The 12,940-nt window shown below is 69.0% G+C and carries 10 protein-coding genes and 1 pseudogene; 6 read left to right on the forward strand and 5 right to left on the reverse strand.

The window, feature by feature from the left end; all coding sequences use genetic code 11:
- Positions 1-97 precede the first annotated feature (97 nt).
- The 3 genes from ACWCWD_RS13285 to ACWCWD_RS13295 all read left to right on the forward strand — a co-directional run bounded on the left by ACWCWD_RS13285 (position 98) and on the right by ACWCWD_RS13295 (position 4,598).
- On the forward strand, positions 98-2,677 hold the full coding sequence (locus tag ACWCWD_RS13285) for a GmrSD restriction endonuclease domain-containing protein (protein WP_450772569.1): 2,580 nt from the start codon (positions 98-100) through the stop codon (positions 2,675-2,677).
- A 245-nt stretch (positions 2,678-2,922) separates the two neighbouring features.
- Positions 2,923-4,251, forward strand: a complete 1,329-nt coding sequence (locus ACWCWD_RS13290; RefSeq protein ID WP_450772571.1) for a TRAFAC clade GTPase domain-containing protein — start codon at positions 2,923-2,925, stop codon at positions 4,249-4,251.
- A complete protein-coding gene (locus tag ACWCWD_RS13295; RefSeq protein WP_450772573.1) occupies positions 4,248-4,598 on the forward strand; it encodes a hypothetical protein in 351 nt (116 codons plus the stop codon). Before ACWCWD_RS13290 ends, ACWCWD_RS13295 begins: the two co-directional genes overlap by 4 nt.
- Before the next feature lie 226 nt (positions 4,599-4,824).
- Here ACWCWD_RS13295 and ACWCWD_RS13300 read toward each other — a convergent pair whose 3' ends face one another.
- Positions 4,825-5,685 (reverse strand): 3-hydroxybutyryl-CoA dehydrogenase, encoded by an 861-nt coding sequence (locus ACWCWD_RS13300; RefSeq protein WP_450772575.1) that lies wholly within the window; start codon positions 5,683-5,685, stop codon positions 4,825-4,827.
- Between the two features lie 197 nt (positions 5,686-5,882).
- Here ACWCWD_RS13300 and ACWCWD_RS13305 point away from each other — a divergent pair, with 197 nt between their 5' ends.
- A complete protein-coding gene (locus tag ACWCWD_RS13305; RefSeq protein WP_450772576.1) occupies positions 5,883-7,115 on the forward strand; it encodes a glycoside hydrolase family 10 protein in 1,233 nt (410 codons plus the stop codon).
- A gap of 46 nt (positions 7,116-7,161) precedes the next feature.
- Here the strand turns inward: ACWCWD_RS13305 and ACWCWD_RS13310 are convergent, their stop codons facing one another.
- Both ACWCWD_RS13310 and ACWCWD_RS13315 read right to left on the reverse strand, forming a co-directional pair.
- Positions 7,162-7,653, reverse strand: coding sequence for an NUDIX domain-containing protein (locus ACWCWD_RS13310; protein WP_450772578.1), 492 nt, complete (start codon positions 7,651-7,653; stop codon positions 7,162-7,164).
- Between the two features lie 495 nt (positions 7,654-8,148).
- Positions 8,149-8,559, reverse strand: coding sequence for a hypothetical protein (locus ACWCWD_RS13315; RefSeq protein WP_450772580.1), 411 nt, complete (start codon positions 8,557-8,559; stop codon positions 8,149-8,151).
- Between the two features lie 113 nt (positions 8,560-8,672).
- On the opposite strand from ACWCWD_RS13315, the gene ACWCWD_RS13320 reads away from it, so the two are divergent.
- Entirely contained in the window at positions 8,673-10,007 is a 1,335-nt protein-coding gene (locus tag ACWCWD_RS13320; RefSeq protein WP_450772582.1) for a tetratricopeptide repeat protein, read from the forward strand.
- A 144-nt stretch (positions 10,008-10,151) separates the two neighbouring features.
- Here ACWCWD_RS13320 and ACWCWD_RS13325 read toward each other — a convergent pair whose 3' ends face one another.
- Together ACWCWD_RS13325 and ACWCWD_RS13330 are read right to left on the reverse strand one after the other, a co-directional pair.
- Positions 10,152-10,376: a DUF1918 domain-containing protein gene (locus tag ACWCWD_RS13325; RefSeq protein ID WP_450772584.1), complete on the reverse strand. Its 225-nt coding sequence runs from the start codon at positions 10,374-10,376 to the stop codon at positions 10,152-10,154.
- Between the two features lie 44 nt (positions 10,377-10,420).
- Positions 10,421-11,453, reverse strand: a pseudogene (locus ACWCWD_RS13330) (DMT family transporter).
- On the opposite strand from ACWCWD_RS13330, the gene ACWCWD_RS13335 reads away from it, so the two are divergent.
- Complete coding sequence (locus ACWCWD_RS13335) at positions 11,452-12,894, forward strand: aminotransferase-like domain-containing protein (RefSeq protein ID WP_450772585.1); 1,443 nt, start codon at positions 11,452-11,454, stop codon at positions 12,892-12,894. The pseudogene ACWCWD_RS13330 and the gene ACWCWD_RS13335 sit on opposite strands and share 2 nt — an antisense overlap.
- The last annotated feature ends 46 nt before the right edge of the window (positions 12,895-12,940 follow it).

Raw genomic sequence — 12,940 nt, forward strand, 5'->3', positions numbered from 1 at the left:
AGAGTGTCAGTGGCACGTCCTATTGTCGGTCCTTCAGGCACCGCAGTGCAGAACGTACGGGTGCGGGGGCGGGAATCCAAGGGGAGCGGGTACCACTGTGCAGGCCAAAGAGACGCTGTTCGCCGATCTCGTGCAGGGGCGGGCTCAACAGTTCCAGGTGCCGCTCTACCAGCGGACGTACTCCTGGACGGAGAAGCAGCTGGCCCAGCTGTGGAGCGACATCCTCGATCAGGTGGACCTGCTGGAGACCGGGGAGAAAACGAGCGCGCACTTCCTCGGCTCCGTGGTGCTTGCCCCGTCCCCGCAAAACGAGGCGACGTTCCCTCGCTGGCTGGTGGTCGACGGCCAGCAGCGGCTGACCACGATCTCCCTCGCACTCGCCGCCATCCGGGACCACCTCGCCCAGAGCCGGCCGGACGAGGCCGAGCGGATCGACGAGGAATACCTGATCAACAAGCGGAAGAACGAGAACGACCGGTTCCGTCTCCTGCCCACCCAGGCCGACCGGCCGAACTACGCCGCGCACATCCGAGGCACCCACGAGGGGCAGGCGGCGGGGGACAACGTTTCTGTCGCCTACCGCTTCTTCCGCCGCAAGCTCGTCGAGGCGGAGGACCCCGCCGACCCGCAGGACGTCCTCCGGATCGAGCAGGCGATCACCTCCCGGCTCACCCTGGTCTCGGTGACCGCCGAGGCCGGTGACAACGTGCACCGCATCTTCGAGTCCCTCAACAACACTGGTCTCAAGCTCAGCCAGGCCGACCTGCTGCGCAACTACCTCTTCATGCGGCTGCCGACCCGTGGCGAACTGGTCTACGAGACGTACTGGCTGCCGCTCCAGGCAAGCCTGAGCAACAAAGAGCTCGAACAACTCATGTGGCTGCAGCTCGTGCTTGACGGCGACGACCGGGTCCGCCGGCAGGACCTGTACGCGGCTCAGCAACACCGTTTCGAGCAGACCGAGGTCAGGGAAGCGGACATCGAGGCGTACGTGAAAGAACTGCACCGGCGGTCCATGCACTTCCGTAAGGTGGTCCGCCCCGACGAGGAGGGCGATCCGGCCGTCCGTGCCCACCTTCGCCGACTCGACGCCTGGGAGGCCGCGGCCACGTACCCGGCGCTGATGCTGCTGCTCGACCGCCGCGAACGTGGAGAGACCGACTCGGCGGAGACGGCCCGCGCCTTGTCGTATATCGAGAGCTTTCTGGTACGCCGCACCGTGTGTCGCGTACCGCCGAACAACCTCAACCGGATCTTCCAGTCGGTTCCCGCCCAGCTTCCGCTGGACGTCCCCGTCGCCGACGGGCTGCGTCAGCTCCTCTCCGCCAGCAACCGCTACTGGCCCGACGACGACGAACTGCGCGAGAAGTTCAGGACCGCGCCCTTCTACCTGTACGGTCGGCCGGAGCAGCGCAAACTGGTCCTCCAGCGGCTGGAGGAGAGCTACGACCACCCCGAGCCTGTGGACTTCGCCGCCGCGAAACTCACCATCGAGCACGTCCTGCCGCAGTCGGCGGGCGACGACTGGCTCCAAGTTCTCGCCGAGGACGCAACCGACGGCGAGACCCCACAGGACGTGCATGCCCGACTCCAGCACACCCTGGGCAACCTGACCCTCACCGCTCAGAACTCCGAGCTCTCCAACCACCCCTTCGACCGCAAGCAGGATCTGCTGCACAGCAGCCACCTGGAGATGAACCGCCGCATCGCCGCCACCGACCGCTGGGGCGCCCGCGAGATCGGCGCCCGTGCCGACGAGTTGGCCGAGCGGGCGCTCGCGCTGTGGCCGTCCCCGCTGCGCGGGGTGGGCCGGGCCGAGCGGAGCCGTGACTGGCAGCTCGTCCACCAGGTCCTCGCCGCACTGCCGCACGGCACCTGGACCTCTTACGGTGACCTCGCCGCGTACATCGGCTCCGGCGCCCAGGCGGTGGGCAACCACCTTGCCCAGACCGCGGGCGTCGTGCAGGCCTACCGCGTCCTCAACGCGGAGGGTCGGATCGCCGACGGCTTTCGCTGGGCCGGCCCGCAGCCGGAGGGTGAGGACGTACGGGCGCGACTGAGCGCCGACGGCATCCACTTCACCCAGACCGGGGCCGCGGACCCCGCACAACGCTTGACCAGCACCGACCTGGCACTGCTGCTGGCCGATCCCGACCAGGAGCAGTCTTCGGAAGGCGCGGTGGCGGCGGGGCGCGACAGAGCGGAGCCAGAGGAGGAAACCCGGGCCGAGCGGTTCTTCCGCCAACTCGCCGCGGACGACACCCCCGAGACCGTGGGCGCGGTGCGTACTCTCCTCGCCCGGTGGGAGGAGCTGGGCGGCTGGGTCGGCTATGGGGCCGGCCAAGTCACTACCAGCGCCTTCCTGATGCTGGGTGCGGCAGGTCTCCCCGGCGCCGGGATCTGGCCGCTGGTGCTCTACCCCGGTGGTGGACGCGGTGGGTCGGCGGAGGTGGTCTTCCAGTACCTCGCCACCCGCGAGCCCTTCAACGACCGCCTGCTGCGCGCCGAGCTTCTCGGCCGTGTCAACGGCTTGGACGGCGTCGACATTCCGGAGGGGAAGCTGGACTTGCGTCCCAACTTCCGGTTGGCCTTGCTGGAGAAGGACGGCAACCGCGACGCGCTGGCCGAGACCCTGACCTGGTTCCGGGACCGCTGGATCGGCAGGGACGTGTCCTGAGCTCTGAATCCGGCCCCGGGACTGGTGGGCTCGCATGTTGAGGTGTCGCGTATTCGAGCTGAGATGCGGAGCTCTATCTCTGTGCGTCGACCATTCATGCGGAGCCCTGGACTCGAACCCGTCCCTACGTCGCCAGAGGGAGATCATCTGGCTCCGCGTGAAGCGCTACGACGCAAACGGCAAGGTCAGAAGCAGTATGGGCCCATTCCGCTGATCGTCCGCGGGGTTGACCTCGACGATGACGGGTGGCCGAGCAACTCGCTGTTCGCCTGGCCGATTTAGCTTCTTCAGGAGAGTGGGCAGGGGCGCTGGCGACCTTTGGCAACGGTCAGCGGCACACGTGCGCTCTGAATTCCCCTGCAGTCATGGTCTTCACGCTGCGAGGGGAACCTCAGTATGCTCCTCATATGCAAGTAAAGAAAGCAGCGCTGGAGCAGCACATTGCAGTGTTCGGCGAGAGCGGCAGCGGGAAGACCGTCATGCTCTCCTCCTTCTATGGAGCCACGCAGGAGCCTCAGTACCTGCAGAAGAGTCTGTTCCATGTCGTGGCGGACGAAATGGGACAGGGGACTCGGCTGCATCGAAACTACCTTGGTATGAGGGAGTCGGCGCGACTGCCCGCAACCAACCGTTTCTCCGCCACTTCCTACTCTTTCTCGGTCAAGTTGAAGGACGGGTCCGACGCCAAGGCCAATAAGGCCAGGCCTTTCGACGTCCTGCGCCTTGTCTGGCACGATTACCCGGGTGAGTGGTTCGAGCAGGACGTGAGCGGGCCGGAGGAGGCCCAACGCAGAGTCGACACGTTCATGTCCTTGCTGGGCTCTGATGTCGCTCTCCTGCTGGTGGACGGTCAGCGGTTACTGGACAACGTCGGACAGGAAGAGCGGTACTTGAAGTCGCTGCTGACCAATTTCCGTAACGGACTGCTGTCGATCAAGAGTGATCTGCTGAAGGACGGCAAGCCTCTCGTTGAATTTCCGCGTATCTGGATCATGGCACTGTCAAAGTCCGATCTGCTGCCGAACCTGGACGTGTTCAAGTTCAGGGATCTCCTTGTGGAGAAGGCCGGCGATGACATAGTCGAATTGCGTGGGGTGATCGCTGGGCTGCTGGAGGCCAGCGACGCGTTGTCCGTGGGTGAGGACTTCGTGCTGCTTTCGTCAGCGAAGTTCGGTGCAGAAAAGATTGAGGTCACCAAGCGCGTCGGCCTGGAGTTGATCCTCCCGCTGGCCGCCATGCTTCCATTCGAGCGCCACGTCCGATGGGCCCAGTTGAAACAAATCCCTGTGAAGGTGGCGGAGAGTCTACTGGGCGGGGCAGGAGCTTTGGCCGCTGCGCTGGTCGGTAGCAAGGTCAAGCTGCCTGGTGCGGTAGGTCTTTTGCGTAACGTTGTCGGCCTCGTGCTCTCGAAGGAAGTCTTGAACGAGGCGGCCAAGGTGGCAGGGGATAAACTCAAAAACATCAACTCCGAAGCGATGGCCAAACAGAACTATCTCACCGCCACGTTGACCCGCTTCCGGATGGACCTGGACAGGGGAGAAGAGGAGCAGGTCTTGCTGAGGAGCGTCAAGTGAGCCTCATCTGGGCCACGCGTGGGCGGACCTGGGGTTTCCGGTTTCTCCGTGACGGGGGATTCGGGGATCCACTCCAGGTCTACGACGACGCCTTCTCTGATGTCGGGGACGAGCCGGAAGTCTGGTGGCGCGTTGCCGATAAGGGGGCGCTGCGTTTCCCGGATCCCTTGGGACGCAAGGACAGGGCCGGCAGAATCATCCCCCACGAGTTCGTTGTCCTCGGGCCCTTGGCCAATGAGGTCGACTCGGTCGAGGGTGCTCGTCAGCTGGTCTGGCCCCAGGTTGCCGACGTATTCAGCCGCATCTGGGAAATGCCCGAGCCACCCCCGCCCGGCGAGGGACTTTAGCGACACAATTGCCGCTGCCGCCGGGCGGTGAGTCGCACCACGCTCGCTGCCTGCGGGCGAGGCGGTAGACGCTGTAAGTGATGCCCAGAATGATGTCCACGGCTACCCAGAGAGCGATGATGAGGCCTAAAAGACGAGGCTCTTTCGGGGCCGCATACGGTCCTGAACTCGGGGAACGCACCCAGGCGGGCCCGGCGGCGTCACCGCCGGGCCCGCCGACAGGCCGTCAGGCGTACGGGTAGAACCCCGCCCCCGACTTCCGGCCGAGCCGCCCCGCGTCCACCATGCGCTGGAGCAGCGGGGGAGCGGCGTACAGGGGCTCCTTGTACTCCGCGTACATCGAGTCGGCGACGGAGGCCACCGTGTCCAGGCCGATCAGGTCCGCCAGTTTCAGCGGCCCCATCGGGTGGGCGCAGCCCATCTCCATGCCGTTGTCGATGTCCTCACGGCTGGCGATGCCCGACTCGAACATCCGGATCGCGGAGAGCAGATACGGGATCAGCAGGGCATTCACCACGAACCCGGAACGGTCCTGCGCCCGGATCGGGTGCTTGTCCAGCACCTCCCGTACGAGCGCCTCGGCCCGCAGCACGGTCTGCTCGGACGTCGTCAGGGCGGGAATCAGTTCGACGAGCTTCTGCACCGGCGCCGGGTTGAAGAAGTGGATCCCGATGACCTGGTCCGGCCGGGAGGTGGCCACGGCCAGCTTCACCAGCGGAATGGACGAGGTGTTGGACGCCAGGATCGCGTCCGGCCGGGTCACCACCTGGTCGAGCACCCGGAAGATCTCCGTCTTGACCTGCTCGTTCTCCACGACGGCCTCGATGACCAGGTCGCGGTCGGCGAACTCGCCGAGGTCGGTGGTGAAGCTGAGCCGGCCCAGGGCCTCGTCCCGCTCCTCCTCGGTGATCTTGCCGCGCTCGGCAGCCTTCGACAGGGAGTTGTGCAGCCGGGTACGCCCTATCTCCAAGGCCTCACCGGTGGTCTCCGCGACCATCACGTCCAGACCGCTGCGCGCGCAGACCTCCGCGATACCTGCGCCCATCTGGCCACAGCCGACCACTCCGACGCGTGCAATGTCGGCCATAGAGTCCGTCACCTCGTGCCTCTCCCTGATCTCCGTATCGCGGGACCCGTGGGTGGCGGTACCCGCTTCGACCTCCAGACGGTACCCGGCGACGCGGCCCAAGTTACCTGCGGGTCATCGGCGGTCCGAGAAGGCATGATCTGCGTCACGCAGCCGACCGGAGCGGTACGGCGGAGCGCGAGAGGAAGGCGGAGAGCATGCGGCGCATGGGCCGGAGGGCATTCGTGCTGGGCGCGGCCGGAGTGGTGGCCGCCCTGGCGGCACCGGGTCCGGCGGGGGCGGCGGGACGCGCGTCCCGTGACCGACGTCACCGCGTGGCGACCGGGCTGCGCGGGATGTGGATCGCCACGGTCGCCAACGTCGACTGGCCGTCGGCCACCGGGCTGACGGCGGCCACCCAGCGCAGTGAGCTCGTCGCCCACCTGGACCGGGCCGTCCGCTTCGGCCTCAACGCGGTCATCCTCCAGGTGCGGCCCAGCGCCGACGCGCTCTGGCCCTCGCCGCACGAGCCCTGGTCGCAGTACCTGACCGGCGTCCAGGGCAAGGACCCCGGCTGGGACCCGCTCGGCACGGCGGTGACCGAGGCCCACGACCGCGGCCTCGAACTGCACGCCTGGTTCAACCCGTACCGCGTCTCCAACCAGACCGACCCGAAGAAGCTCGTCGCCACACACCCCGCCCGGGTCCACCCGGACTGGGTCGTCCCGTACGGCGGGAAGCTGTACTACGACCCCGGGCTGCCGGAGGTCCGGGCGTTCGTCCAGGACGCCATGCTGGACGCGGTCAGCCGCTACGACATCGACGCGGTCCACTGGGACGACTACTTCTACCCCTATCCCGTCTCCGGCCAGACCTTCGACGACGCCGGCACCTACGCCGAACACGGCGCCGGCTTCAGCAGCAAGGCGGCCTGGCGCCGCGACAACATCGACCGGCTGGTGAAGGAGACCGCCGACCGGATCAAGGCGATCAAGCCGCACGTCCGCTTCGGCATCAGCCCCTTCGGCGTCTGGCGCAACAAGACGACCGACCCGCTCGGCTCGCCGACCGCCGCCGGGGTGCAGACGTACGACGACCTGTACGCGGACACCCGCAAGTGGATCAAGCAGGGGTGGATCGACTACATCTGCCCCCAGCTGTACTGGAGCATCGGCCAGTCGGGCGCCGACTACGCCCAACTCGTCCCCTGGTGGGCCGAGGTGGTGGAGGGAACGGACGTCGACCTCTACATCGGCGAGGCGCTCTACAAGGCCGGCGACCCCGCCCAGAACTCCGCCTGGCAGAACTCCGCCGAACTCTCCCGCCACCTCACCCTCGCCGAGGACTACCCGGCCGTCGGCGGACACGCGTTCTTCTCCGCGAACAGTGTGAAGGCGGACCGGATCGGCGCCATGGCCCGGGTGGCGGCGGACCACTACGGGGTGGGGTGAGGTTGCTCGACGGGGTGGGGTGATGGGGGTGATGGGGGGTGCGTCGTCAGGAGACGCGTCTGCCACGTACGAGCAGTGGCAGTCCCCATCCCGCTCGCGCCGCGCGAACCGCCTCGGAGATCCGGCCCACCTGGTGGGCCAAGAGGTAGTCGGGAAGCCTCCGTTGGGGAACCCAGGTGACGGCCACCAACGCGGCGGGCGCGTCGTCGGGCAGGGCCACCCGCGCGGCCTCGTCCGCCGTCAGGGTCCCTGCGTCGCACACCAGGGTGAAGCTCGCCGTGGTGTCGTCGCCGAAGGTGTGATCGACCGCCAGGACGCGCCTGAGGCGTCGAGCGAGCCCGGTCTCCCGGCGGAGCCCGCGCTCGGCCGCCTCGGTGATCGATTCTCCCGCGCGGGCCGACGCGCCGGGGAGCGTCCAACCCCTCTTGTCGGCGGCGACCATCAGGATGGCCCCCTGCACGTCCCGGACCAGGGCCATGGCCTCGACCGGGGGAGAGGGCTGGGCGGGGGAGAGGGGAAGGGAGACGGTCTGGGGCAAGGCGGTGCCGTCCTTCGGTGTTGCCGGTACGTGTTCGACGTCTCGGGCATCGTGTCGGGGTGTGCGCGATGTTCGCGGTCGTACGGGTGAACTCCTCGGCTCCCCGCGCCGCGACGGCTCCCGGCGGCGACGCTGCCGGGAGCCGACGTGCGGGAGGCGAGGGCCCGAGTGGCGGGCCGTATGCCGCGCGTCAGGTGGTAGTGGCGGACGTACTGCCGGGTGAACTCGCAGCACGCTCCGAAGGCGTGGACCGGGGCCGAGACACCGTCCGCTTCGACCGGGCCGACCCACGTCACGGTCAGGCCCTCGTTGCGGTCGAGGAAGCAGAAGCCGGTCTCGTACGGCCGGGCCGTCACGTGGCCCTGTGGCGGGGGCACTGGCAGTGGGGCCAGGCCGAGGTGACCTCCGGCACCTTGAGGGGTTTCACCGGGCGCAGGGGGCGGACCACATGGCGCGAGCCGTCGCGCCCTACCCGGTACACCCCGATCCTTGTCGTCATGGGCGTTCCCCGGTCACTCGCACCGCGTCCCTGCCGTGCCGCCCGGCCTCCCGGTTCCTGCCGACCCACACCCGGAGCAGGCGCCGGGTGATGTCGGCCGCCTCCCGCACGTGGGCGTAGGCACTGAAACACGGTGTCTCCCGCGTGGGGGCTTCCGCCGCCAGCAGGACGTATGCCTTGCCGATCAGATCCCGTACGGACGGGTCCTGGTCCGCGCCCAGTTCCTCACGGACGAGCAGGTTGAGGAATCCGTGGACTGCCGCCGCATGGGCGAGGATGTCCTCGCGGGTCGACGTGGTGAGGTGCAGGCCCAGCACCTGGCCCGTGATCTCCGAGATGGTCTCCACATCCACGGGCGCGGTGTCGTTGCCCGCCGCCACATCTCTGTCGGTTCGGCTCGTCGGCACGGCTCTCTCCTTCTGTTGATCTCTCACGCCCTACGTAACCGCGCGGTCACGCGCAGCGGTACCGTGGAGAGGGCGCGAGAACTTGAAAGCCTTGAAAATGAAGGTGGTTGACTGTGCCTCAGAAGAAGTCGAACGAGAGACTGGCTCGCCTTCTGCGTGAGACCGGCTGGACCTACAGCAGCTTCGCCATGGCAGTGAACAGAGCGGGTACGGAGGTCGGGCGGCCTACCCGCTACGACGAATCCGCGGTGAAGCACTGGCTTGACGGCACCATGCCTCGGAAGGAGGCCAGGGAGCTGATCCTCGAAGTTTTCTCGCGCCGGTTGTCCCGCCCGGTTACGCATGAGGAGACGGGCTTTCCTCGACTTCAGGGAGAGGGAACCTCACTCGGTACGGTGGAAGGACTCGTCGATCTGGGGAGGCAGGACATGGACCCTTCACGCCGTTCTGTACTGGGTGCGGCGCTTTTCTCCGTGGCGCTCACCATCCCGGACTGGCCGGATGTGGTGGGTCGCACCGAAGCGTTCGCGGCGGGCCAGGTGACCCGCATCGGACGCGGAGAAGTCGAGATGGTCACGCAGATGACCGAGCGGGTCTCCGAGTTGGACGACCAGTTCGGAGGCAGGCATGCCAGACCGATGGCGGCGGCGTTTCTGGTGAACACCGTCGCCGGGTACCTGCACGCACAAGCTCCGGACCCGGTGCGGAAGGAGATGATGTCCGCCGCTGCGGACCTCTGCTACCTCACCGGCTACATGGCGGTGGACGAGGGACTTCACGGACTGGCCCAGCGCTACTACCTCAAGGCTCTGGAACTGGCTGGTGCTGCCGACGACCACCTGACCTACTGCACGACGCTGCGGGGCATGTCCGTCCAGGCTGTGGATCTCGGGCACGGGCGGCATGCGCTTCGTCTGGCTGACGCTGCCGCAGCTGCCTCACCGCACGCAGGCCCTCGCATGCGGGCCTTCCTGGCAGGCCAGCAGGCGCACGCGGCCGCGCAGCTCGGTGAGCGCGACAGCGCGCTTCTGCGTATGAAGGAAGCGGAAAAGGCAATGGACGTGGCTGAATCGCAGGCAAAAGCCTTCGGTTCCTACGATCCGTCCTCGCTGATGTATCACCTGGCCCAGGTGCGGCATGAACTCGGCGATGCTGCCGGAGCAGTTGAGTCCCTGCAGGAATCGAACAGGCTTCGCCACAGTCTCTACAGGCGAGCCAAGGTGCGACATCTCGGTCTGACCGCAGAGCGTCAGCTCGCCATGGGGCATCTCGAAGCAGCCGTGAGCACCTGGCACGAGGCTCTGGACGACTACCCGATGGTGCAGTCCGGCCGGTGTGACGATCGCATGCGCGAGATGATGTCCGTGCTCTCTCCCTATTCTTCGAACCGGCCGGCGAGAGCACTTCTGGAGCGCGCGACCGCTGTCGGCATCCCGGTAGCTGCTTGATGGAGTAGGCACCGCTCAGCGTCTCGCGCCGAGCCTGCGCTTTGCAGGGTCGGCGCACGAAGGGGACCGCTGGGCGGTCATCTCTGGCCACGGAGGGCCGGCTGCCGCCGGCTGTACCCGAGCCTCTCGGCCCGGCGACCCGGCTCACCGCCGCTCGAGGTGGTCCTCCTGGCCGGTCCTGTCGGCGCCCGTATGCTGCACCACGCTGTCCGGCCCCGGGTACGCCAGTGACTCGTGGCCGTCGGCGTAGCGCAGCCGGTACGGCGGCGTGCCGCGCGGGCCCCGTACCTCGATGATCTCCGCGACCTGGTCGGGTTGGCCGACGGTTCTGCCGTGAGTCAGCAACCGGTCGCCGGTGTGGGCCTCCATCGGGAACGACCTCCTCCTGGACGGCGGTCCCTGTGTCGACAAGTCTATGACCGTGGGGCGAGGGGTTCGCGCGGGCGCCGGGTGCCCGCCCGCTGGGTCACCGCGATGCAGACGAGCACGGCCACCGCCGCGAGCGGGGCCGCCGCCGACAGCTCCTCGCCGAGCAGCAGGAACGACCAGACCAGCGTCAGCAGCGGCTGGGCCAGTTGCAGCTGGCTGGCGCGCGGGATACCGATCTCCGCCATGCCCCGGTACCAGACGTACAGCCCGATGAAGGTGGACCCGGCCGCCAGCCAGACCAGGCCGGCGATCCCGTGCCCCGTCAGCGTGACGGGCTCGTACGACAGCGCCACCGCGCAGCCCGCCACCGCGACCGGGAGCGAGAGGACCAGCGCCCAGCCGATCACCTGCCAGCCGGGCATCGACCGCGCCAGCCTGCCGCCCTCCGCGTACCCGGCCGCGCACACCACCAGCGAACCGAACAGGTACAGGTCACCGGCGGAGACCGCGCCGCCGCTCTGGGCGACCGTGAACGCGAGCACCACGGCCGCCCCCCGCGAGCGCCGCGATCCAGAAGGCGCGGGGCGGGCGGGTGCCCGTGCGCAGGGACGAGAACACCGCCGTGGTCAGCGGCAGCAGCCCCACCACCACGGCCGAGTGCGAGGAGGTCGTCGTCCTCAGCGCGAGCGTGGTCAGCAGCGGGAACCCCGCCACCACCCCGCCCGCCACGACGAGCAGCCCGCCCAGGTGACGGCGGCCCGGCCACGGGATGCGGGCTACCAGAAGGACCGTGCCCGCGATCAACGCGGCGAGCACGCTGCGCACCGCCACCAGCGACCAGGGGCCGAAGCTCTCCAGCCCCCACACGGTGGCGGGGAAGGTCAGGGAGAAGGCGACGACCCCGAGGGAGGCGAGGACGAAGCCGGTCCGTTCGGAGGCCGGGGCCGGGGCCGGGTGTGGGGTCGACGCCGGGGCCGACACCGGGGCACGGTGCTGGGTCGGGGGAGTGGCGGGAAGAGTACCGGTGGCGGTGAGCGCTATCGTCGCCGATGGGGTAGCGCTATCGTTGTCTCTCATGGAAGAGCGTAGCAGTGTGGGTGAGTTGGCGAAATCCCTGCGGCATGAGCTGAATCGCTACTCACCGGGTGGAAAGCTGCCGTCGAGCCGGGCCCTCGTCGAGCGCTTCCGGGTCAGCCCGGTCACCGTCACCCGGGCCCTCGCCCAACTGGCCGCGGAGGGGCTGGTCGTCACCCGGCCCGGCGCCGGGGCCTTCCGTGCCCAGCCGCGTACGACTGCCCCGGCCCCGGGCGACACGTCCTGGCAGGAGGTCTCGCTCAGCGGCGACGGCGGGCCCGAGGTGGTGCCCCGTACCGTCGACGCCTCGGGGGTCCTCGTCACCCTCGCCGCGCCCCCGCCGGGCGTCATCGAGTTCAACGGCGGCTACCTCCACCCCACCCTCCAGCCCGAACGCGCCCTGGCCGCCGCCCTCGCGCGGGCCGGCCGCCGCCCCGGCGCCTGGGACCGGCCGCCCGTGGACGGGCTGCCCGAGCTGCGCGCCTGGTTCGCGCGCGAGATCGGGCCCGGTGTCGGCGCGGCCGACGTCCTGATCACGGCGGGTGGCCAGAGCGCGCTGGCCACCGCGCTGCGCGCGCTCGCCCCGCCCGGGGCTCCGGTCCTCGTCGAGTCGCCGACCTACCCCGGCATGCTGGCCGCCGCCCGCGCCGCAGGGCTGCGGCCCGTTCCCGTACCGGTGGACGTGGACGGAGTGCGCCCCGAGCTGCTGGACGCGGCGTTCCGCGCCACCGGGGCCCGAGTCTTCGTCTGCCAGCCGCTGTTCCAGAACCCCACCGGCGCGGTACTCGCCCCCGCGCGGAGGGCCGAGGTCCTGCGGACGGCACGGGCCGCGGGCGCGTTCGTGGTGGAGGACGACTTCGCCCGCCGCCTCGCCCACCAAGACGCGGGCCCGCTGCCGCCGCCGCTGGCCGCCGACGATCCGGACGGGGTCGTCGTACACGTCTGTTCGCTCACCAAGGTCACCTCGCCCAGCCTGCGCGTCGGCGCGCTCGCCGCACGAGGCCCGGTGCTGGAACGGCTGCGCGCGATCCAGGTCGTGGACAGCTTCTTCGTACCGAGACCGCTCCAGGAGACCGCCCTCGAACTGGTCGGATCTCCGGCCTGGGGCACCCATCTGCGCTCCGTCGCAGGAGAGTTGGCCCGGCGTCGCACCCTGCTCGCCGGTGAGCTCCGCCGCACGCTGCCCGAACTCGACCTGCCGTACGTGCCGTCCGGTGGCGGCAGTCTCTGGCTGCCCGTACCCGGCGGGGGCGGCAGCGGTGCGGACGAGGCCGCGTTCGTCACCGGCGCCCTGCGGGCCGGGGTCGCCGTGGCGCCCGGACGCCCGTACTTCTGCGCCGAACCGCCCTCCGCTCAGGTCCGGATCAGCTACGCGGCGGCCTCCGGCGCGGGCGAGATCGTGGAGGGGGTCAGGCGGCTGCGTATCGCGTACGACACCCGGTGAGGCGGGGTGCCCGGCCGTGGGGCGGGGAGTGCCGCATACGCGGGGA

Source organism: Streptomyces sp. NPDC001493 (genome assembly GCF_053597235.1).